This is a genomic window from Pseudomonas sp. TWR1-1-3, from assembly GCF_049896805.1.
In the GTDB taxonomy this organism is placed as follows: Bacteria; Pseudomonadota; Gammaproteobacteria; order Pseudomonadales; family Pseudomonadaceae; genus Aquipseudomonas; species Aquipseudomonas bubulae.
Genome location: NZ_JAFCUZ010000001.1, coordinates 357534 through 378591 on the forward strand (window position 1 = coordinate 357534; position 21058 = coordinate 378591).

Here is a 21058-nt window from a genome sequence, read left to right on the forward strand (position 1 = left end):
GCCGGGCATGGACTTTACCTTTACCGAAGACCAGATCTCTTTTCGCGAGGCCATCAGCCGTTTTCTGATGACCGAAGCGGCCCCCGAAATGCTCCGTGAAATCTGGGAAACCGATGTCGGTCGCTCCCCGGATTTGCGTAACAAGATCGCCGAGCAGGGCCTGACCGCATTGTCGATCCCCGAGGCTTTCGGTGGCCTGGGCATGGACGATGTGGCCTGGGCCCTGATGACCCAGGAACTGGGTTACTACGCCATTCCTGATTCCCTGGGTGATACCGCTTATGTGGCCAGTGCGCTGATCGCCGGGCTGGATGACGGCGTAGCCCGTCGCGGCGAATGGCTGGAACGCATTGCCGACGGCAGTTTGCGGGTGGCCATCGGGCACCCGGTCAATCCGCTGGTGGCCGATGCCGCCCACGCTGACTTACTGCTGCTGGCCCATGGCGATGAAGTCCACGCCGTGCCGCGTAGCCAGGTGGATGTGCAAAATCACGCCAGTATCGATGCCTCTCGGCGCCTGGCGCAGGTCAGTTGGCAACCCGGCGCAGCCACCCTGGTGGCGCAGGGCGAACAGGGCCGCCAGCTGTGGGCGCAAACCCTTGATCGTGGCGCGCTGTCGGTGGCCGGGCAGTTGCTCGGGCTGGCTCAGCGCATGCTGGATTTATCGGTGGACTACGCCGCGCAGCGTAAACAATTCGGTAAGCCCATCGGCAGTTTTCAGGCAGTCAAGCATCATCTGGCCGACGTGGCTACTGCGCTGGAGTTCGCCAAACCGGTGCTGTACCGCGCCGCTTACGCCCTGGCACACAATGAACCGAATGCCGCCGTGTGGGTGTCCCAGGCGCGCCTGGCCAGTTGCGAAGCCAGCTGGCTGGCGGCCCGCCACGGCATCCAGGTGCATGGGGCGATGGGTTACACCTGGGAAGTCGACCTGCAAATGTTCATGAAGCGCGCCTGGGCACTGGACAGTGCCTGGGGCGACCGTGCGCTGCACAAGGCCCGTGTGGCCGAATATGTATTGAGTGGCGCGGCGCCTCTGGGCTGCGGTCACACCTTCGAGGATTGACCGATGCCTGAAGCCTATATTGTTGATGCATTGCGCAGCCCCACCGGCAAGCGCAAGGGCGGCCTGGCCCACGTCCATGCCATCGATCTCGGCGCCCATGTGCTCAAAGCACTGGTAGAGCGCAACGCAATTCCGGCCGACGAATATGACGACGTGATTTTTGGGTGTGTCGACACCATCGGCTCCCAGGCCGGTGATATCGCCCGCACCAGCTGGCTGGCCGCCGGTTTGCCGCTGAACGTGCCGGGCACCACCATCGATCGCCAGTGCGGTTCGTCACAACAGGCGCTGCACTTCGCCGCGCAGGCGGTGATGAGTGGCACCCAGGATGTGATTGCCGTGGGTGGTGTGCAAACCATGACCCAGATCCCTATTTCCTCGGCGATGCTGGCCGGGCAGCCACTGGGCTTTGCCGACCCGTTCTCCGGCAGTAAGGGCTGGCAAGCGCGCTTTGGCAAACAGCCGGTCAACCAGTTCTACGCCGCTCAGCGTATCGCCGACCACTGGAACATCAGCCGCCAGGACATGGAAGCCTATGCCCTGGAGAGCCATCGCCGGGCGCTGGAGGCCATGGCCGCGGGCCGTTTCGTCAACGAAATCGTGCCCTGCGAAGGGGTATGGGACGATGAAACACCACGCCAAACCAGCCTGGCCAAAATGGCCGAACTGGAGCCGGTGTTTGCCGAGTTTGCGTCAATCACCGCTGCGGTATCCAGCCAGACCTGCGATGCCTCGGCTGCCTTGCTGGTGGTCTCCGAGGCGGCGCTCAAACGCTACAACCTCACCCCTCGGGCGCGGATCCATCACCTGTCGGTGCTGGGCGACGACCCGATCTGGCACCTCAGGGCCCCGATTGCCGCCACCCGTGCCGCGCTGAAAAAGGCTGGCATGGGCATGCAGGACATTGACCTTGTTGAAATCAACGAAGCCTTCGCCTCGGTGGTGATGGCCTGGGCCAAGGAGCTGGATTTCGACCCGGCCAGGACCAACGCCAACGGCGGTGCAATTGCTCTCGGCCATCCGTTGGGGGCAAGCGGTGCACGGTTGATGACCGGCCTGCTCAACCAGCTTGAGCAAAGCGGTGGCCGCTACGGTTTGCAGACCATGTGCGAAGGCGGCGGTCAAGCCAACGTGACGATTATTGAACGCCTCTAGGAGCAACGACATGGCAATTTGTGCAGAACGTACCGTCATCATTACCGGCGCGGGCGGCGGTTTGGGCCGCGCTTACGCGCTGGCGTTCGCCGGGCAGGGCGCCAATGTGGTGGTCAACGATATTCGTCGCGAAGCCGCCGAAGAGGTCGTGGCAGAAATCCTCCAGGCCGGTGGGCAGGCCATTGCCAATGCCGATGACATCACTACCCTGGCCACGGCACAGCACATCGTCGACGCCGCCCTGGCCGCGTTTGGCGAAGTGCATGTGCTGGTCAACAACGCCGGAATCCTGCGTGACCGCATGTTTATCAGCCTCGCTGAAGAGGACTGGGATGCGGTCATGCGTGTGCATCTCAAGGGGCATTTTTGCCTGGCCAATATCCTTGGCAAGCGCTGGCGCGACCTGGCCAAGGCCGGCCGGCCGGTGGCGGCACGGATCATCAACACCAGTTCCGGCGCGGGCCTGCAGGGGTCGGTGGGGCAGTCCAACTACAGCGCAGCCAAAGGCGGGATTGCCGCGCTGACCCTGGTGCAGGCAGCCGAGCTGGGGCGCTACGGCGTGACGGCCAATGCCCTGGCGCCGGCGGCGCGGACCTCGATGACCGAAAGCGCGATGCCGGACATGGTGAAAAAACCTGAAGACGGTGGCTTTGATTCATGGGCACCGGAAAACGTCGCGCCGCTGGTGGTATGGCTGGGCAGCGAACTGTCGGGGGATGTTACCGGGCAGATCATCGAAAGCCAGGGTGGGCGATTGTCCCTGGGCGATGGCTGGCGCACCGGGGTGACCCGCGACAAGGGCGCGCAATGGCAACCCGAAGAAGTGGGGGTTGCCCTGGGCCAGATTCTGGCCGAAGCGCCTGCACCGCAGCGGGTGTGGGGTAGCTGATACCGCTGGCCCTCACCCCAACCCCTCCCTTTGGAAGAGGGCCAGGGTGAGGGGCTTTTGATTTGCCGCTTAACAAGAGAATTCAACCATGAGACAAGCACCTCCCTATGTCCCCGGCCACCAGTTACTGGCTGGCAAGTCGATTTTGATCACTGCCGCAGCCGGCGCCGGTATCGGTTATGCCGCGGCCAAACGCTGCGCGGAAGAGGGCTGTCGCGCCCTGATGATTTCCGATATCCACCCGCGTCGTCTCGATGAGGCAGTCGAGCGGCTAAAGGCCGAAACCGGCTTGCAGGCGGTCTACGGGCAGCTGTGCAACGTCACCGTCGAAGCCGACGTGCAAGCCCTGGTCGCCGCCGCTGAGGATGCGCTGGGCGGTGTCGATGTGCTGATCAACAACGCCGGGCTTGGCGGTCAGGTACGCCTGACCGAAATGACCGATGAGCAGTGGTCGTCGGTACTGGATATCACCCTGACCGGCACCATGCGCATGACTCGCGCCATGCTCCCGCATATGGAGCGTCGTGGTGCCGGGGCCATCGTCAACAACGCCTCGGTACTGGGCTGGCGCGCGCAAAAGGAGCAGGCCCACTACGCTGCGGCCAAGGCCGGGGTCATGGCCCTGACCCGCTGCAGCGCCCTGGAAGCCGCCGAAAACGGCGTGCGGATCAACGCTGTGGCGCCGTCGATCGCCCTGCACGACTTTCTGAAAAAAGCCGCCAGCAGCGAATTGCTCGACCAGCTCACCAGCCGCGAAGCCTTTGGCCGCGCCGCCGAAGTGTGGGAAGTGGCCAATGTCATGGTGTTTCTGGCCAGTGACTATGCCTCGTACATGGTCGGCGAAGTGCTGCCCGTCAGCTCGCAACAAGCGTGAGGAACAGAGCATGAGCACAGTTTTCAGCAGCACCGGGCAGTTGCTGGCGGCCGAGGGCATGGATCTGGGGCGCACAGACTGGCTGCTGCTGACCCAGGAACGGATCAACCTGTTTGCCGAAGCCACGGGCGATCACCAGTGGATCCATGTCGACCCTCAGCGCGCCGCCACCGGGCCATTTGGCGCCTGCATCGCTCATGGTTACCTGACCCTGGCCCTGGCCAATCTGTTTATGCCGCAACTGATGCAGTTCGAGAACCTGGCCATGGGCGTCAACTACGGCAGTGACCGGCTGCGCTTCCCTGCGCCGGTCAAGGTCGGTTCGCGGATTCGCGGCCATGGCCAGTTGGTGCGGGTCGAGATGCAGGGCCAGGCCGTGCAGGCTGTAGTGCGCATGAGCGTCGAAATCGAGGGCAGCGAACGCCCCGGCTGCGTGGTGGACACCATCAGCCGCTACACCTTCAACCCCCTTGAACAGTGAGCCTTGAACATGAATTTGAATGACGTTGTGATCGTATCCACCGCCCGCACTGCCTTGACCAAATCCTTTCGTGGCTCGTTCAACGATACCGAGGCGCCTGTGCTGGGCGGTCACGTGGTGCGTGCCGTGGTCGAGCGCGCAGGTATCGAGCCGGGTTCGGTGGAAGACGTGATCATGGGTGCCGCCGCCCAGCAGGGCACTCAGAGTTACAACATCGGCCGCCTGTGTGCGTACACCGGCGGTTTGCCCGATACTGTGCCGGGCATGGCGCTCGATCGCATGTGCGCCTCGGGCCTGATGAGTATCGGCGTGGCGGCCAATGGCATCATGGCCGGCGAAATGAAGATTGCCGTGGCCGGTGGCGTGGAGTCATTGTCGCTGACCCAGAACAAGTACAAAAACACCTACCGCGCCCAGTCCGAGGCCGTGCTTGAGTGCATGCCGACGGCTTATATTCCGATGCTCGAAACCGCGGAAATCGTGTCGCGGCGCTACAACATCAGCCGCGAGGTACAGGATCAGTATGCGTTGCAGAGCCAGCAACGTACTGCCGCCGCCCAGGCTGAGGGCCTGTTTGCCGATGAGATCGTGCCCTTGGCGGCGCGCAAGCTGTGCTTTGACAAGGAAGGCAAGCCCGCCGGTCATCAGGACGTGATCGCGGACCGTGACGAATGCAACCGTCCCTCCACCACCCTTGAAGACCTGTCGACCCTCAAACCGGTGTGGAAAGACGGCAAGTGGATTGAACAGGGTGAGTTCATCACGGCAGGCAACGCCTCGCAGTTTTCCGATGGGGCCGCTGCGGTATTGCTGATGAGCCGTGCCGAAGCCAGGCAGCGCGGTATCGAAGCGCTGGGCGTGTATCGCGGGATTGCCGTGAGTGGTTGTGCACCGGAGGAAATGGGCATTGGTCCGGTGTATGCGATTCCCAAGTTGCTCAAGCGTTTTGGCCTGACCGTTGCGGATATTGACCTCTGGGAGATCAACGAAGCGTTCGCCTGTCAGGTGGTGCATTGCCGTGACTTTCTGCAGATCCCCAATGACCGCCTGAACGTCAATGGCGGGGCGATAGCCATTGGTCATCCGTTCGGCATGTCGGGTGCACGGATGGTGGGTCACAGCCTGCTCGAAGGTCGCCGCCGTGGTGCGCGGTTTGTCGTGGTTGCCATGTGCATTGGCGGCGGGATGGGGGCGGCGGGGTTGTTTGAGCTGAGCTGAAGGCAGGGGGACAGTTTCTTTGTGGGAGCGGGCATGGAGCTTAAGGATTTAGTCGCGCGGATAGGTGCGTAAATGCAGGGAAGCAGTACAATTGCGCTTCTTTACCGGGCATGGACGCTGTTCGGCATCTGTTCACGAGTAGGCCCATGGTTTCCGCTAGTTACTCCCCCGCGCTGGTCCTGATTTCCCTGTGTGTGGCCATTCTGGCCTCTTATACCGCCCTTGACCTGAGTGGTCGCATCGCCACGGCGCGCGGCCGTACCCAGTACCTGTGGATTGCCGGCGGTGCACTGGCAATGGGCTTTGGCGTGTGGTCGATGCACTTTATCGGCATGCTCGCGTTGCAGTTGCCACTGGCGCTGGGCTACGACCTGGGGCTGACCCTGTGGTCATTGCTGGTTGCCATCCTGTCTTCGGGCTTTGCCTTGTGGCTGGTCAGCCAGCCGCGTTTGCCGGCGCTGCAGTTGTTGTTTGGCGCCCTGATCATGGGCGCGGGCATCAGCGCCATGCACTACAGCGGCATGGCCGCGTTGCGCATGCAGCCGGGCATCGATTACGACCCGGCACTGTTTGGCCTGTCGCTGGTGATTGCGGTGGGGGCCTCGGCGGCCGCGTTGTCGATCGCGTTTCGTCTGCGCCGGCAAACCCCTTACGTGCGGCTGATGCGCGGTGGTGCTGCGGTAATCATGGGGCTGGCGATTGTCGGCATGCATTACACCGGCATGGCTGCAGCCAATTTCCCCATCGGCAGTTTTTGCGGTGCCGCCATCGACGGTCTGAGCGGTAACGGCCTGGACAATCTGGTACTGGTGTCCAGCCTGGCGGTATTGGTCATCGCCTTGCTGACCTCTATTTTTGATGCCCGCCTCGATGCCCGTACAGCTGCGCTGGCGGACTCCCTGACCCTGGCCAACGAAGAGCTGACCCAACTGGCGCTGCACGACACCCTGACCGGGTTGCCCAACCGCATCCTGCTGGCTGACCGTATCGGTCAGGCGATGAGCAAGGTGGCGGAGCAGGGCGGCTGCTTCTCGCTGATGTTTATCGACCTCGATGGCTTCAAGCCGGTCAACGATGCCTTTGGTCATCATCTGGGCGACCGTTTGCTGCGCGAGGTGGCCTTGCGCCTGCGCGAGCAGTTGCGCAGCCAGGACACCCTGGCGCGTATTGGCGGCGACGAATTTGTGCTGCTGGTGCGTCTGCTGGAGCCTGATGACGCACCGCAAGTGGCAGCGCGGCAGGTGGGTCTGTTGTCCAGGGCGTTCCGGGTCGATGAGCATGAGCTGCTGATCTCCGCCAGTGTCGGTATCGCCCTGTACCCCGGCAATGGCCTGACCGCTGAAGAGCTGCTGATGAACGCCGATGCGGCGATGTATCACGCCAAGGGCGCGGGCAAAAATGGCTACAGCTTTTTCGACGCATCGATGAACACCAATGCCCGCAAGCAATTGCAGCTGCTGCAGGACTTGCGTCAGGCCCTGGAGCTGCAGCAGTTTCGCCTGCACTACCAGCCCAAGTTCGACGCCAGCAACAGCCGGCCGGTGGGGGCCGAAGCGCTGTTGCGCTGGGAGCATCCGCAGCAAGGGTTGCTGCTGCCGGAAAATTTTATCGACCTGGCGGAAAAAACCGGCCTGATCATCCCCATTGGTGACTGGGTGCTCAATGAAGCCTGCCGCCAGATGCGCATCTGGTTCGATCAGGGCTATAGCCACTGGCGTATTGCGGTCAACCTGTCGGCATTGCAGTTCTGCTATTCAGGGCTGGTTGACAGCGTGGTCGCGGCGCTCGAGCGTCATCGGTTACCGGCCAACAGCCTGACCCTGGAAATCACCGAAACCACCGCCATGAGCGATGCCGATGCGAGCATGGTGGTGTTGCAGCGGTTGTCGCAAATGGGCGTGGACCTGTCCATCGATGACTTTGGCACTGGCTATTCCAGCCTGATGTACCTCAAACGCCTGCCCGCCAATGAACTGAAAATCGACCGCGGTTTTGTGCGCGACCTGGAGCACGACAGCGACGATGCGGCGATTGTCTCGGCCATTGTCGCGCTGGGCCAGGCCCTGGGTTTGCGTATCGTCGCCGAAGGGGTGGAGACCGATACCCAGCAAAGTTTTTTAACCACGCTTGGCTGTGATGCCCTGCAAGGTTTTCTGCTGGGCGAGCCGCTGCCGGCGGAGCAATTCATGGCCGATATCCAAGGTGCCGAACCCGCCGGGCCGGGCAACAAAACAGCGACCTGACAAAACCGGGCCTTCGCGGTTATTCTGACAGCCAGATTTGGATCGGTGTAAGGGGAACACGTATTTATGGATAAAGTCATCGTGATCACCGGCGGCAGCCGCGGCATAGGCGCTGCCACGGCCTTGCTGGCTGCAAAGCAGGGTTATCGGATCTGCATCAACTACCTGACCGATGATGCTGCAGCCCATGAGGTGCTGGCGCAGGTTCGCGCCATGGGCGCCAAGGCCATTGCCGTGCGTGCCGATGTCAGCGACGAAGAGGAAATCATTCGCCTGTTTCTCGAAGTTGACGAACAGTTGGGGCCTGTCACCGCGCTGGTCAACAACGCCGGCACCGTGGGGCTCAAATCGCGAGTCGACGAGCTGACCGACCTGCGCATCATGCACACCCTGAAAACCAACGTGCTGGGGCCCATTCTGTGTGCCAAGCATGCCGTGCTGCGCATGTCGCCACGTTACGGCGGGCAGGGCGGTAATATCGTCAACGTGTCGTCGGTGGCGGCCCGCCTGGGTTCGCCCGGTGAATACGTCGATTACGCCGCCTCCAAGGGCGCGCTGGACACTTTCACCCTGGGGCTGTCCAAGGAACTGGCGGGCGAGGGGATCCGGGTCAACGCGGTGCGGCCGGGCTATATCTTCACCGATTTTCACGCCTTGAGCGGCGATCCGGGCCGGGTCAGCAAGCTTGAACCTATCATCCCCATGGGGCGTGGCGGGCGGCCGGAAGAAGTGGCCGAAGCCATTGTATGGCTGCTGTCGGACAAGGCGTCGTATACCACCGGCACCTTTCTCGACCTGGGCGGCGGGCGCTGAAGGTCGTGCTTTTGTGGGAGCGGGCTTGCTCGCGATGGCATCAGCGCGGTCAGGCTGAATAACCGCGCCGCCTGCATCGCGGGCAAGCCCGCTCCCACATGGCTTGCATTTATGCTTGATCCGACGATAATGCGACTTATTGCTATTTAAGTATGGTTATCTATCGTGTCGAGTCCTGTGGATCCCCAAAGGCTGCTGGCCAGTCTATATCACGACAATCACGCGTGGCTGCGCGGCTGGTTGTCGCGACAGGTACGATGCCCGCAGGATGCGGCCGATCTGGCCCAGGACACATTTTTGCGCGCTTGGGATGCCCGCCAACTGGAACGTATTCAGGAGCCTCGGGCTTACCTGAGTACCGTTGCCCGGCGCTTGCTCTGCTCACTGTGGCGGCGGCGCAAGCTTGAGCAAGCCTATCTCGACCAACTGGCCGAGCTGCCTCTGGCCTACGCACCTTCTGCAGAAGACATTGCCCTGGTCCGAGAGGCGATCGAAGCCATTGATTGCCTGCTCGAAGGGTTGCCATCGCGGGTCAAGCGCGCCTTTTTGCTCAATCGTCTTGAAGGTATGCCCCAGCAGGCCATTGCCGAGCAATTGGGCGTATCCCTGGCCACCGTTGAGCGCGACTTGCGCCGCGCTTTTGTTCATTGCCTGTCGCAAACGGCGGAGAGCCCATGAGTACAGCCAAGGTTGACCCGACCACCCGTGCCGCCATTGACTGGATGCTGCGCCTCGAGTCCGGGCAGGCCTGCCCGTCGGAGCGTCAGGTGTTCAAGGCGTGGCTGGCCGAAAACCCGGCACATCTGGCTGCGTGGCAGCGGGTCGCCGGGGTGCTCAAGGCTCCCGTAGCCGATCTGCAATCGGTTGAGCGGCGCAGCCCGGGGCAATTGCAGGCGGTACGTCGGGCGCTGCTGGCCGGTACATCACCATCGGGCAAAAAGACCCTGCAAGGCGGCCTGCTGCTGTTGGTGCTCGGCCTGGGTGCCGCGGGTCTGTTGGATCGCGTGACGCCCCTGACGGGGTTGACGGCCGATTACCAGACGGCCACCGGCGAGCGCAAAACCGTCGAACTGGCCGATGGCAGCCTGCTCACCCTCAACGCCCGCAGTGCGGTGGATATCGACTTCAATAGCGATCAGCGCCGGGTGCACCTGCGTGAAGGCGAGTTGCAGGTGGATGTGGCAGCCGACGCCCAGCGTCCTTTTGTGGTGAGCACTGCCCAGGGCCAGGTGCAAGCCCTTGGCACGCGCTTTATGGTGCGCCAGGGCAGCACTGAAAGCCTGGCCAGCGTGCAACAGCACAGCGTGCAGTTGCACACCCTGAGCGGTCAGCAACTCCACCTCGAAACCGGTCGGGCGGCGTCATTTACCGCCACCCGGATAGATCCGCAAACCCCGACATCCCGTAGCCAGCCCGACTGGCTCGCGGGCCGGGTCGAGCTGCACGACGAACCCCTGTCAGCCCTGGTCGAGGCGCTGCGGCCCTACCAGACCGGCATGCTGCGTATCAGCCCGGAAGCCGCGCGGGTGCGGGTATTCGGTGTATTCCCGCTGGACAACACCGCACACACCCTGAATACGCTGGCGCAAACCTTGCCGATCAAGATCACGCGCTATGGGCCGTGGCTGACCCTGATCGATGTGCGCCAGTAAAAACCAATGAATGCGAATTAATTGCAGATAAGGTGAGGGGAAAGGCTTTCTCGTTGGTCAAGGTTACAACTGCCTACCTTGCAACGAGAAAGGATGCCCCATGCCGTACGCCCATCCCAAAACCTGCCTGCTGGCGCTGGCCATCACCCTGAGCATTGGCGGTTACCCGCTGAGCGCGGTGGCCGAAACCCTGTCTGGCGAGCAAAATGCCACGCGTTTTTTTGACTTGCCTGCCGCGCCCCTGGGCGTGACCCTGAGCCGCATTGCCCGCGACAGCAACCTGACCCTGTCGGTGGCCCCGGCCTTGTTGCAGGGTAAAACCTCCGCGCCGGTCAATGGCATGTACACCCCGCAACAGGCCGCCGAACGCGCGCTGGCGGGCAGCGGGCTGGGCCTGGGCGTGACCGGTAGCGGTGCCTTGAGTGTCTACCCCAATGCCGGTGACGGGGTACTGAATCTGGGCGCAACCAACGTGTCTGCGCTTCTGGGTGAGGATGGTCGTGGCCATGTTGACGGCTTTGTCGCCACCCGTTCGGCCACCGCCACCAAGACCGACACACCGATCCTCGAGATTCCGCAAACCATCAACGTGGTCACTGCTGATCAGGTTGAAGTGCAGGGCGCCCACGATCTGACCCAGGCCCTGCGCTACACCCCGGGGCTGAGCACCAACGGCTATACCGACCGCAACACCATTGCCGATGAAATCACCAGCCGCGGTTTTGCCCCGACCCTGCTCTACCTTGATGGCGCCTATCTGCCTTCGGCGGGCAGCCTGGGCGGCACCCCGCAGATCGACCCCTACACCCTGGAGCGCATCGAAGTGCTCAAGGGGCCGTCCTCCGTTCTGTACGGGCAAAACCAGCCGGGGGGCATGATCAATATGGTGGCCAAGCGCCCGAGTACCGAGGCCAGGCATCAAATCAAGGTCGGCACCGGCAGCTTTGACCGTTACAACCTGGCCTTCGATACCACCGGCCCGCTGGATGAAGGCAAAACCCTGAGCTACCGGCTGATAGGCGTCGGCAACACCGGCAGCGAGCAAATCGACTACACCGAAGATTCCCGCATGCTGCTGGCGCCCAGCCTCACCTGGGCGCCGGATGAGCGCAATGAACTGACGGTCTACGCGCAAGTGCAACGGGACGATGCCCTGGCTGACTACCAGTCCTTGCCGGCCGTGGGCAGTCTGTACCGCAACTCCCAAGGCAACAAGATAGATCGAGACTTCTTCTCGGGCGACTCGAAATGGAACGACTACAAGCGCGATCAATATGTGCTCGGCTACCAGTTTTCCCATGCCTTCAACGAGGTCATGACCTATCGCCAGAGCCTGAGCTACATCGACGTCAATGACCGTTACAAGGGCTTTTACCTGAACCGTTTCGTCACCGCCCCGGACGGCGCCACCGATACCCATGCCAGCCGGACCAAGCTCGACTGGCGCCAGCAAAACAGCTCTTATACTTTCGACAACCACCTGCAAAGTGACTTCACCACCGGGCCTGTGCAGCACACCCTGCTGGTGGGGCTCGACTACCGTGACTTCACCCGCAAGTTCCAGGGCTACAACCTGTCCGGCAGCGAGGTGATTGACCTCTACAACCCCACCAACTACCGCACCACGGGTGTGCCGACCCTGACTACCAAATGGGATAACAGGGTCAAGCAGACCGGTTTTTATGTGCAGGACCAGATCAAACTGAACAACTTTATCCTGACCATTGGCGGTCGCCAGGATTGGGCCAAGGTCGACAACAATGACTTGCTGGCCAACTCCCACGAGATCCAGAGCGATAGCAAGTTCACCGGGCGTGTGGGCCTGACCTATGTCACTTCGTTTGGTCTGGCGCCGTATATCAGCTACACCGAATCCTTCCTGCCTTCCGTGGGCACTGCGGCACCGGCCCGAGGTGGCAAGGCGTTCGTGCCCATGACGGGCAAGCAATATGAAGTGGGGGTCAAATACCAGCCCGATGAGAGCACTTTGCTCAGCGCCTCGGTATTTGAAATCACCCAGCAAAACGTCCTGACCGGTGACTTGCAGTACCAGGAGTATCAAATCCAGGAAGGCGAGGTCCGGTCGCGGGGGATCGAACTTGAAGGCAAAAGCAGTTTCAGCAACATCGACCTGATCGCCTCGCTGTCGTATCTGGACGTGTTCTACACCAAGTCCAACTATGGCAATGAAGGCAACCGCAGCGAGGCACAGGCACCCTGGGCAGCCAGCGTGTGGGCTGACTACCACTTCACCGGACAGGCCCTGGCGGGCGTGACCCTGGGCGGCGGTGCACGTTATACCGGGAAAAACTTCGGCGACTCGGACAACACTTTCAAGACGCCGTCGTTTGTGGTGTATGACGCAACGCTCAGCTATGACCTGGCGGCCCTGGATGCGAGCTTCAAGGGTGTCAGTACCCGGCTGAACGTGCAGAACCTGTTTGATCGAGAGTACGTGTCGTCGTGCAACTACAGCTTTGGCTGCTACTACGGCCAGCAGCGCACGGCGTCGCTGGAGGTCAAATACGATTGGTGAGGGAGCGCTCTGCTACGGGGGCGGGATTGCTCAGCGCCGCAGCTTGAGCGCGCTGGCCAGGCTGATAGCCAACGGCAAACGGGGCAGCAGCGTGGCTTGGTAAGCATGGTAAAGGTCCGGCTTGCCCGGCCAGATATTTTGCGAAGGCAGGTTGTCGATCCCCAGTTCGTGATGCCAGCTACCGTTCTGGCGGTCGATCATGTACAGGTCGATATAGTCCCAGAACTGTTGATACCAGACTTCGTATTCATGCTCGCCGCTGCGTTGCAACAACGCCGCCGCAGCTGCCGAGGCTTCGGCCAGGGTCCAGTGCAGACGCTCACGCACCAGCGGCTGGTGGTTCCAGTCCACGGTGTAGACGATTCCGCAGCCACCATCGACGTTCCAGCCGAACTGGCATGCACTGGCGAATAACCGCCGCGCGTCTTCCAGCAGCCATTCGGGCGCCGCCAGGCCGCGTTGCTTGCGGGCCGCCTCGAGGTGCAACAGCAGGCGCGCCCATTCGAAGGCGTGGCCGGGCGTTTTGCCGAACGGGCGAAAACCGTCTGCCGGGTTGTCCCGGTTGTAATCGGGCAATGGCTGCCACTGGCTGTCGAAATGTTCCACGGGCAGGTAGCCGGATTGCGCTGCATGCTGGTGAACAAGCTTTTCGGCAATCGACAGGGCGCGGTCGAGCCACAGGTCTTCATCGAGGACATCGGCCAGGGCCAGAAAAGCTTCGACACCGTGCATATTGCTGTTGGCCCCGCGATACGCCTCGCAGTCACTCCAGTCGCGGGCAAAGCTTTCCAGCAGGGCGCCTTCTGCCTCGGACCAGAAATTGCCTTCAAGAATGGCCACCGCATCGCCCAGCAACTCGGCCGCACCACCGCGCCCGGCCACCGCTGCAGAGCTGGCGGCCAGCGCGACAAAGGCATGCAGATAGGCCGCTTTGCGCGTGTTGCCGTCTTGCGCGCCGGGGCGGGCAAACCAGCCGCCATGCACGGCATCACGCAGCGGCCCGGCCAGTGCGGCCAGGCCGTGGTCGATCAGCGGCGCGCAACCGGGCAGGCCTTGAATATGGGCCAGGGAAAAACTGTGCACCATGCGTGCGGTGGTGATGGTGTCTGCCGGGGCGTTGTTCGGGCGGCGACCAAACGGGTCGAGCGCGGCGAAGCCGCAGGGCACGCGGGCGGCCTTGGCGAAATCCACCAGCGCCTGGCCCTGATCGCGCAGCCACTGTTGATGGGTCGGCGATGTCAGCCAGTGATGGGTCGGCGATGTCAGCCAGCTTTCGTTGGCCCGGGTTAGGTCGGTCATGTGCCACCTGTATTGTTTTTATGGGTGATTCAACGCTCGCAGACTAAGGGATATGACACAAAGCTGAAAGCTTTCATCCGGAGCCTGGCGACTTAAATTTCCGGCTCCCGGGGCTGTGACCAGTCGCTGTCCTGCCTGACGATTTCGCGCAGCAGCGCGATGCCCTGTTGCAAGGCTGCGCAGTCACGCTCGCGGGAGTACACCAGGTAGGTGGGGTAGCTGAATTCCGGGGCCTTGGGCACCCGTTCCAGGGCACCGCTGTCCAGATAGCGCTCGACCACACGGGTGCGGAAGTAGCCGCTGCCGCCGTTGTCGAGGATGTAATGCAAAGCCACCGGGCCCAGGTTGAAGCTGATGGCCGCTCGCGCCCTGTCGGGCAGGGCGGCGTCATGCTGGCGGCGAAAACCCTCACCCCATTCGACGTATACATAAGGTTCAGGTTGTTCGGGGCGGCGAATCTGGATCAGTTTTTCCTCCAGCAACTGCTCCACTTGCACACCGGGCCAGTAGGCGGGCTGATAGACCAGCGCGGCATCCAGCAGGCCCATCTCGATCTGACGCAGTAATTGTTCGGCATCGCTGATTTGTATGCGCAAGGCATGGGTGGTGAGGTGCTGACGCAGGGCTTTGGCCCAGTTGAGGATCAGCGGGTTGCACAGGCTGACTTCCCCGCCGATATGCAGCAACTGATGCAAGCCTTCGGGGCGCGGCAGATCGCGCCGTGCGGCTTCCCAGGTGTGCAGCAACTGGTTGGCGTACACCACAAAGGCCTCGCCTTCGGGGGTGAGTTTTGCGCCGGCGCGGTTGCGGGTAAACAGGGTGACGCCGAGCAGGCTTTCGAGCTTGTGTACCCGTGCGGTCACGGCCGTCTGGGTAACGTGCAGCTTTTCGGCCGCGCCCACCAGGCTGCCGTAGCGGACAATTTCAAGGAAAGTACGGGCCAGGTCGAGGTCCATAAGCGCGCCAGTGTGCAAGGGGCTTGCAGTGTAAGGGTAATGGCTGGAAAACACATGAAACGCGACGTTTATTGGCACGCATCAATGTTTGTTTTCAGGAGCAGGCTAAGGTCGTCGGCCCTGGTACCCGGTGCCAGTGATTGACCGGGCAACACCACATAAAAAGGATGACAGACATGGATGACTTGAAGCGACAGTACGATATTCAACCCTTGAGGCAGGCCGACATGTCCATTCTGGTCAATGGTCAGCCAGTCAATGCCGCTCAAGGTGAAACCGTGCTCAGCGTGTTGAACTCAGTGGGTGTGCGGCAACTGTCGCGCAACGACCACGGGCGGATGACGGGCGCTTATTGCGGCATGGGCGTGTGCTACTGCTGCCTGGTGAATATCGATGGCAGGCACAAGCGTCGCGCCTGCCAGACCGTGGTAAAGCCCGGTATGCAGGTCGAGACCGGGATCAACCGCGTCGCCAGCCAGGAGCTGGTGCTATGAGCGCCCGTACGGTGATTGTCGGTGGCGGACCGGCAGGGATGTCGGCGGCAATAGAGCTGGCGCAGCATGGCGTGCAAAGCACGTTGTTCGAAGAAGCCTCGCGGCTGGGTGGTGTAGTTTATCGCGGGCCTTTGCGCGACGGTGTCGAACTCGACTATCTGGGAGAACGCTACAAGGCTGCGCTGCACAAGTTGCACGGCGAATTTTCGGTCATTGCCCACTCAGTGGATGTACGCCTCAACCATCGCGTTGTCGGCGGGCAAGGTCAGCAAAGCCTGCAAGTGCTGGATGAGCATGAGCAATTGCAGCAAATCGGCTTCGATCAACTGCTGCTGTCCGCTGGCTGCCATGAGCGCAGCGTGCCGTTCCCGGGTTGGACCACCCCGGGTGTGATCATGCTGGGTGGCCTGCAGCTGCAGATCAAAAGTGGTGTTGTCAAACCCCGTGGGCCGACGCTGATTGCGGGCACCGGGCCCTTGCTGATGCTGGTGGCGTGCCAGTTGCACGCAGCGGGTGTGGAAGTGGCCGGGGTATATGAAGCGTGCGAGTTTGGCCGCATTGCCAAGGAAAGCCTGGCGCTGCTCAACCAGCCCCAGTTGTTCCTCGACGGCCTGAGCATGCTGGTTTACCTCAAGCGCCATGGCGTGGCCGTGCATTACGGCCGGGGTGTGGTGCAGGCGTTTGGCGAAGGGGAACTGAGCGAAGTGATCGTGGCTCCCTATTCCAGCACCTGGCAGGCCGACATGAGCCAGGCGCAGGCGGTGAAAGCCTGCACCCTGGCGGTGGGTTATGGCTTTATTCCACGCACTCAGCTCAGCCAGCAGATGGGTCTGGATCATGCTTACAACGTCGACGGTTATCTGGCGGCCAAAGCCGACAACTGGCAGCAGAGCAGTCAGGCGTCAATCCACCTGGCCGGTGATGTCACGGGCATGCGCGGGGGCGAGGCAGCGATGCTCACGGGGCGGATTGGCGCGTTGTCGATCTTGCAGCAGCGTGGGGTCCTGAGTGCAAAGCAGGCGCTTGAACAGCGCCGCGAGTACCTGTCCAGGCTCAACACCCTCATGCGCTTTCGCGGCGGGATTGATCGTTATACCCGGCGCGGTACGCGCCAGATCGATCTGCCCCAGGCCGACACGGTGGTATGCCGTTGCGAGCATGTCACCCGCGCCGATATCGACCTTGCGCTCAGCCAGGGCGTGCAGGACATGGCCAGCCTTAAAATGCGTACACGCATCAGCATGGGCGACTGCCAGGGCCGCATGTGTGTCGGTTATTGCAGTGACCGCCTGCGTGAAGCCACCGGGCGCAAGGATGTGGGCTGGTTGCGCCCGCGATTCCCGCTGGAACCCGTGCCGTTTTCGGCTTTTATCAACGCGAGCAAGGATGCCTGACATGATCAAAACCTATGACGTTGTCATCGCCGGTGGCGGTGTTATTGGCGCCTCCTGTGCGTATCACCTGTCCCGGCGCAAGGATCTTAAAATAGCCCTGATCGACTGCAAGCGCCCCGGCAATGCCAGCCGCGCGTCGGCAGGCGGGCTGTGGGCCATCGGCGAGTCCGTGGGGCTGGGCTGCGGGGTGATTTTTTTTCGCATGATGTCTGCCGAACGCAAGCGTGAAGCCCAGGGTTCGGCCGTGATTGTCGACGCCAGTACCCCGCATATCCTGCCAGCGTGTTTTTTCGACTTTGCCCTGCAATCCAATGCCTTGTACCCCGGCTTGCACAAGGAACTGCTGGAAAACCACGGGATGGATTTCAAGTTCGAGCGCACCGGGCTCAAGTACGTGATTTATGACGATGAAGACCGGCTCTATGCCGAGCATATTGTCGCCAATATCCCGCATCTGGCCGATGAGGTGCGCTGGCTCGACCAGGCGGCCCTGCGCGAGGCGGAGCCGAGCGTCAGCCACGATGCGCAAGGTGCGCTGGAGTTTTTGTGCGATCACCAGGTGAGCCCGTTCCGGTTGACCGATGCCTACACCGAAGGGGCCCGGCAAAATGGAGTCGATCTGTACTTCAACACCAACGTCATCGAGGTCATGCGTCAGGGCAGCAAGGTGACCGGCGTGCGCACCGACAGCCAGGGCGCGTTCCACTGCAAAACCCTGATTAATGCCGCTGGCGCCTGGGCGGCAGAACTCAGCGTGATGGCCACTGACTTGAGTATCCCTGTGGCCCCGGTCAAGGGGCAGATTGTATTGACCGAGCGCATGCCCAAGTTGCTGAACGGCTGCCTGACCACCAGTGATTGCTACCTGGCGCAAAAGGACAACGGCGAAATCCTGATTGGCAGCACTACCGAAGACAAAGGCTTCGACGTGACCACCACCTTCCCTGAAATCACCGGGCTGGTACAGGGAGCGATGCGCTGTATTCCCGAACTCAAGGACGCCAACCTGAAGCGTACCTGGGCCGGGTTGAGGCCAGGCTCCCCCGATGAGCTGCCGATCCTGGGGCCCATGAAGGGGATTGAGGGGTATTTGAATGCCTGCGGGCATTTCCGTACCGGCATCCTGACTTCGGCGATCACCGGTGTCATGCTCGACGCACTGGTGCGGCAAGAGCCGCTGCCGCTGGAGGTCACGCCGTTTCTGGCGGAGCGTTTTGACTTGCAACCGGTGGCGCTGAAAAAAGCCGTGAGTGCCTGACACGGTCTGCTCGCGATGCGCTTGGCCTTCGCGAGCAGGCTCGTTGCCGCTGCTGACTTAGAAGGTGTACTTGGACGTCAGCATCAGGCTGCGTGGTTCGCCATAGTAGGTGGTGTTGAAGTTACCCAGCCCCGACAGGTACTTTTTATCGAACACGTTGTTGGCGTTGAGGTTAAACGTCAGGTGTTCGTTGTACTCGTAGCGGGTCATCAGGTTGACCAGCGCGTAGCTGTGCTGCTCGATGATGTCGTAGTCGCCCTTGGCATCGTTGTAGATCTTGCCGTAGAACGGGCTTTGCCAGTTCACGCCACCGCCCACGGTGACTTTGTTCAGCACCCCCGGCAGGCGGTAAGTGGTGAACAACCGCGCCACGTTTTCCGGCTTGGTGGTTTCCAGCGGGTAGCCGTAGACACGTTCGCCATCATCAGAGCGGGTGCGGGCGTAGGTGTAGCCGGCGATCAGGTTCCAGTCCGGCATCAGTTCACCGGCCAGTTCCAGCTCGATGCCGTTGGTGGTCGCACCATCAAGGGATTCATAGATGCCCAGGTTGGTGTTGGCGTTGGTGCCGACCTGAATCGGTACATTTTTTTGCTCGGTACGGAAAACGGCCGCACTGGCATTCAAGCGGCCATCAAAGTACTCGCCCTTCAAACCGAGTTCGTAGCTGTTGCCTTCTGTGGGGGCCAGGGTGGCACCGGAACTGCTCTGCTCGGTAAGAGGTTTGTAGATCGAGGTGTAGCTGCCGTACACCGAATAGTTGTCGTTGATGTCGTAGACAACCCCGGCGTAGGGCGTCACCTCGCCGTGCTGTTTTGCCGTGGTCTTGTTGTCCTGGAACGTGCTGGTCTGCTCGTAGTACTTGTAGGTGCTGTTGTACTGGAAATCACTTACGCGGCTGCCAAGGATAATCGACCAGTCGTCTGCCGGCTTGAAGCGTGCGGCGATATAGGCGCTGTTTTGATTTTGGTTGGTTTCGTATTTGCCGTTTTTCGGGAAGTCCGGTCTCGGGTATTTGCCGTTCCAGTCAAAAATGCTGCTCGACAGCTCACGGAATTCGCTGCCGTCGAAGGTCGCGCCGGTCTGGCGGGAGGTCTGGGAGGTTGCTCCCACTACCAGTTCATGTTCGCGGCCAAACAGGGTAAACGGGCCGGTCGCATTGATATCGAAGGTGTTCTGGACGCGATGGCCTTCCCACTGGCCCCAGTAGAAGAACATGCCGTCACCCGTGACCGGATCAGGCATCCCGCCGCTGGCCGAACCCAGCAGGGTGTCGTGGTCGTTGGTTTGCTGGGTGAGGGTGCCTTTGACTTTCCAGTCATTGGCGAAACGGTGCTCCAGGGAGGCGAAGGTGGACTGGATCTGGACGTCGCGGCGGCTCCAGTCGGTGGCCGGGTTGAACGAGCGGCTGAAGTCGGTTTTGGTGTAGTTGGAGAAGTAATACGGATTGCCGGTCCAGGACGAGCCGCGAGGTTTGATATTCTGGTAGTCCATGCCGAAGGTGAACAGGGTGTCGGGGGTGAGGTCGGCCTGGATGATGCCGTAGAACACGTCATTTTTACGTGAGTAGTGATCGCGGTACGAGTCGGCATCCTGGTAAACCGCCACCATTCGCCCGCGCACGCTGCCATCGTCATTCAACGGCCCGGAGATATCACCTTCGGTGCGATAGTTGTCCCACGAGCCCGCGCTGGCAGTGACCGATGCCTTGAAGTCGCGGGTCGGTTTTTTGCGAATCAGGTTGACCGTGGCCGACGGCTCGCCCGAGCCGGACAACAGGCCGGTGGCGCCCTTGACGATATCGACGCGGTCATACAGAGCCATATCGACCTTGGTCGCACCTTCATCGAACACGCCGTCATACAGGGTGTTGACCCCGTCGTACTGAAAGTTGGTGATGGCATAGCCGCGGGCCGAGTACTCCATGCGGTCGCTGTCGTAGGCCTGGGTGGAAATGCCCGGCGCGTTGCGCAGTACATCGCCGATGCTCTGTGCGGCTTGATCGTCCATCAGTTGGCGGGTGACTACTGTGACGGTCTGCGGGGTTTCGCGAATCGACAGCGGCAGTTTGGTCGAGCTGTTGCTGGCGCCGGTGGTATAGGAATGGGTGTCTTCGGTGGTCAGCGAGTCGCCCAGGCCCTGGCCTGTGACAGTGGTTGCACCCAGTTCCAGACCTTTGCCTTGGGGGGCGCTCAAAATCACCGTGTCGCCGTTGAGCTGATACGAGATGCCGCTGCCCTGCAGCAGTGACTCCAGTGCCTTGACCGGCTCCAGCGAACCGCTAACTGGACGCGACTTGATGCCTTGCACCTGATCCGGGCTGTAGAGGATCTGCAGGTTGGCCTGCTTGCCCAGTTCATTCAGCGCGCTGGCCAGGGCTTGCGACGGAATGTTCAGGGCCACCGGCGCCGCACTGGCAAGGGATGCCCCCAGCATGACCGAGGCCATCAGGGCACTGGACAGCAAGGTGTGGCGTACCGTCCGGCGTTGGGTGGCGATCGAAAGAGGGGTCCGGCTCAAGTTGGGTCGTTGCATCGCGTGCCTAGGCTCCGAAGTAAGAAATTTCATTCTTGTTAATAGGAATAGTTATTAGACGCAGCACGATTGATAAACCAGAAACAAGTTTCTGATTTAGTTGGTTTTGCTCCGGCCATTACAGGCTTGACCCGCTGATGCAGGGCGGAATAATTGTTCCATCCATAGAACGATCAGTACCAAAAAACCTGTCTAGTC

Annotated in this window: 17 protein-coding genes; 14 read left to right on the plus strand and 3 right to left on the minus strand. The window is 61.5% G+C overall.

The window, feature by feature from the left end; translation table 11 throughout:
- The first annotated feature begins 7 nt into the window (after window positions 1-7).
- The 11 genes from ACP7BE_RS01615 to ACP7BE_RS01665 all read left to right on the plus strand — a co-directional run bounded on the left by ACP7BE_RS01615 (window position 8) and on the right by ACP7BE_RS01665 (window position 12927).
- Window positions 8-1066 (plus strand): acyl-CoA dehydrogenase family protein, encoded by a 1059-nt coding sequence (locus ACP7BE_RS01615; protein WP_095002412.1) that lies wholly within the window; start codon window positions 8-10, stop codon window positions 1064-1066.
- Window positions 1067-1069: 3 nt separating this feature from the next.
- Window positions 1070-2221, plus strand: coding sequence for an acetyl-CoA C-acetyltransferase (locus ACP7BE_RS01620; RefSeq protein ID WP_095039380.1), 1152 nt, complete (start codon window positions 1070-1072; stop codon window positions 2219-2221).
- 10 nt (window positions 2222-2231) lie between these two features.
- Complete coding sequence (locus ACP7BE_RS01625) at window positions 2232-3110, plus strand: SDR family oxidoreductase (RefSeq protein WP_095018872.1); 879 nt, start codon at window positions 2232-2234, stop codon at window positions 3108-3110.
- 88 nt (window positions 3111-3198) lie between these two features.
- Complete coding sequence (locus tag ACP7BE_RS01630; RefSeq protein WP_153381177.1) at window positions 3199-3984, plus strand: SDR family oxidoreductase; 786 nt, start codon at window positions 3199-3201, stop codon at window positions 3982-3984.
- A 10-nt stretch (window positions 3985-3994) separates the two neighbouring features.
- Window positions 3995-4465 (plus strand): MaoC family dehydratase, encoded by a 471-nt coding sequence (locus ACP7BE_RS01635; RefSeq protein ID WP_095002416.1) that lies wholly within the window; start codon window positions 3995-3997, stop codon window positions 4463-4465.
- Window positions 4466-4474: 9 nt separating this feature from the next.
- Window positions 4475-5683 (plus strand): acetyl-CoA C-acyltransferase, encoded by a 1209-nt coding sequence (locus ACP7BE_RS01640; protein WP_340068745.1) that lies wholly within the window; start codon window positions 4475-4477, stop codon window positions 5681-5683.
- Between the two features lie 146 nt (window positions 5684-5829).
- Window positions 5830-7926, plus strand: coding sequence for a putative bifunctional diguanylate cyclase/phosphodiesterase (locus tag ACP7BE_RS01645; RefSeq protein ID WP_095002418.1), 2097 nt, complete (start codon window positions 5830-5832; stop codon window positions 7924-7926).
- A 66-nt stretch (window positions 7927-7992) separates the two neighbouring features.
- Window positions 7993-8739 (plus strand): SDR family oxidoreductase, encoded by a 747-nt coding sequence (locus ACP7BE_RS01650; protein ID WP_095002419.1) that lies wholly within the window; start codon window positions 7993-7995, stop codon window positions 8737-8739.
- A 177-nt stretch (window positions 8740-8916) separates the two neighbouring features.
- The gene (locus ACP7BE_RS01655; protein WP_095002420.1) at window positions 8917-9417 is read left to right on the plus strand and encodes a sigma-70 family RNA polymerase sigma factor; all 501 of its coding nucleotides are present in this window, start codon (window positions 8917-8919) and stop codon (window positions 9415-9417) included.
- The gene (locus ACP7BE_RS01660; protein ID WP_426104419.1) at window positions 9414-10391 is read left to right on the plus strand and encodes a FecR family protein; all 978 of its coding nucleotides are present in this window, start codon (window positions 9414-9416) and stop codon (window positions 10389-10391) included. The genes ACP7BE_RS01655 and ACP7BE_RS01660 overlap by 4 nt, the downstream gene beginning before the upstream one ends.
- 100 nt (window positions 10392-10491) lie before the next feature.
- Complete coding sequence (locus tag ACP7BE_RS01665) at window positions 10492-12927, plus strand: TonB-dependent siderophore receptor (protein WP_095018876.1); 2436 nt, start codon at window positions 10492-10494, stop codon at window positions 12925-12927.
- Between the two features lie 30 nt (window positions 12928-12957).
- On the opposite strand, the gene ACP7BE_RS01670 is transcribed toward ACP7BE_RS01665, so the two are convergent.
- Together ACP7BE_RS01670 and ACP7BE_RS01675 are read right to left on the minus strand one after the other, a co-directional pair.
- Window positions 12958-14226, minus strand: a complete 1269-nt coding sequence (locus ACP7BE_RS01670; protein WP_426104421.1) for an AGE family epimerase/isomerase — start codon at window positions 14224-14226, stop codon at window positions 12958-12960.
- A 92-nt stretch (window positions 14227-14318) separates the two neighbouring features.
- Window positions 14319-15182, minus strand: a complete 864-nt coding sequence (locus ACP7BE_RS01675) for a LysR family transcriptional regulator (protein ID WP_095002424.1) — start codon at window positions 15180-15182, stop codon at window positions 14319-14321.
- 176 nt (window positions 15183-15358) lie between these two features.
- Here ACP7BE_RS01675 and hcnA point away from each other — a divergent pair, with 176 nt between their 5' ends.
- From hcnA to hcnC, 3 genes are read left to right on the plus strand one after another with little or no spacing between them, the layout of a single operon-like run.
- The gene (gene hcnA / locus ACP7BE_RS01680; RefSeq protein ID WP_095002425.1) at window positions 15359-15676 is read left to right on the plus strand and encodes a cyanide-forming glycine dehydrogenase subunit HcnA; all 318 of its coding nucleotides are present in this window, start codon (window positions 15359-15361) and stop codon (window positions 15674-15676) included.
- A complete protein-coding gene (gene hcnB, locus ACP7BE_RS01685) occupies window positions 15673-17070 on the plus strand; it encodes a cyanide-forming glycine dehydrogenase subunit HcnB (protein WP_426104424.1) in 1398 nt (465 codons plus the stop codon). The genes hcnA and hcnB overlap by 4 nt, the downstream gene beginning before the upstream one ends.
- Before the next feature lies 1 nt (window position 17071).
- Window positions 17072-18328 (plus strand): cyanide-forming glycine dehydrogenase subunit HcnC, encoded by a 1257-nt coding sequence (gene hcnC, locus ACP7BE_RS01690; RefSeq protein WP_095018877.1) that lies wholly within the window; start codon window positions 17072-17074, stop codon window positions 18326-18328.
- Window positions 18329-18385: 57 nt separating this feature from the next.
- On the opposite strand, the gene ACP7BE_RS01695 is transcribed toward hcnC, so the two are convergent.
- Window positions 18386-20860: a TonB-dependent siderophore receptor gene (locus ACP7BE_RS01695; RefSeq protein ID WP_095024497.1), complete on the minus strand. Its 2475-nt coding sequence runs from the start codon at window positions 20858-20860 to the stop codon at window positions 18386-18388.
- Between the last annotated feature and the right edge of the window lie 198 nt (window positions 20861-21058).

What these genes read in the sequence shown, in the direction of transcription:
- ACP7BE_RS01645 (WP_095002418.1), top strand. Translation starts at nt 5,830, where the DNA reads ATGGTTTCCGCTAGTTACTCCCCCGCGCTGGTCCTGATTTCCCTGTGT.
- ACP7BE_RS01665 (WP_095018876.1), top strand. Translation starts at nt 10,492, where the DNA reads ATGCCGTACGCCCATCCCAAAACCTGCCTGCTGGCGCTGGCCATCACC.
- hcnC (WP_095018877.1), top strand. Translation starts at nt 17,072, where the DNA reads ATGATCAAAACCTATGACGTTGTCATCGCCGGTGGCGGTGTTATTGGC.
- ACP7BE_RS01620 (WP_095039380.1), top strand. Translation starts at nt 1,070, where the DNA reads ATGCCTGAAGCCTATATTGTTGATGCATTGCGCAGCCCCACCGGCAAG.
- ACP7BE_RS01630 (WP_153381177.1), top strand. Translation starts at nt 3,199, where the DNA reads ATGAGACAAGCACCTCCCTATGTCCCCGGCCACCAGTTACTGGCTGGC.
- ACP7BE_RS01660 (WP_426104419.1), top strand. Translation starts at nt 9,414, where the DNA reads ATGAGTACAGCCAAGGTTGACCCGACCACCCGTGCCGCCATTGACTGG.
- ACP7BE_RS01675 (WP_095002424.1), bottom strand. Translation starts at nt 15,182, where the DNA reads ATGGACCTCGACCTGGCCCGTACTTTCCTTGAAATTGTCCGCTACGGC.
- ACP7BE_RS01695 (WP_095024497.1), bottom strand. Translation starts at nt 20,860, where the DNA reads ATGCAACGACCCAACTTGAGCCGGACCCCTCTTTCGATCGCCACCCAA.
- hcnB (WP_426104424.1), top strand. Translation starts at nt 15,673, where the DNA reads ATGAGCGCCCGTACGGTGATTGTCGGTGGCGGACCGGCAGGGATGTCG.
- ACP7BE_RS01640 (WP_340068745.1), top strand. Translation starts at nt 4,475, where the DNA reads ATGAATTTGAATGACGTTGTGATCGTATCCACCGCCCGCACTGCCTTG.
- ACP7BE_RS01635 (WP_095002416.1), top strand. Translation starts at nt 3,995, where the DNA reads ATGAGCACAGTTTTCAGCAGCACCGGGCAGTTGCTGGCGGCCGAGGGC.
- hcnA (WP_095002425.1), top strand. Translation starts at nt 15,359, where the DNA reads ATGGATGACTTGAAGCGACAGTACGATATTCAACCCTTGAGGCAGGCC.
- ACP7BE_RS01650 (WP_095002419.1), top strand. Translation starts at nt 7,993, where the DNA reads ATGGATAAAGTCATCGTGATCACCGGCGGCAGCCGCGGCATAGGCGCT.
- ACP7BE_RS01670 (WP_426104421.1), bottom strand. Translation starts at nt 14,226, where the DNA reads ATGACCGACCTAACCCGGGCCAACGAAAGCTGGCTGACATCGCCGACC.
- ACP7BE_RS01625 (WP_095018872.1), top strand. Translation starts at nt 2,232, where the DNA reads ATGGCAATTTGTGCAGAACGTACCGTCATCATTACCGGCGCGGGCGGC.
- ACP7BE_RS01615 (WP_095002412.1), top strand. Translation starts at nt 8, where the DNA reads ATGGACTTTACCTTTACCGAAGACCAGATCTCTTTTCGCGAGGCCATC.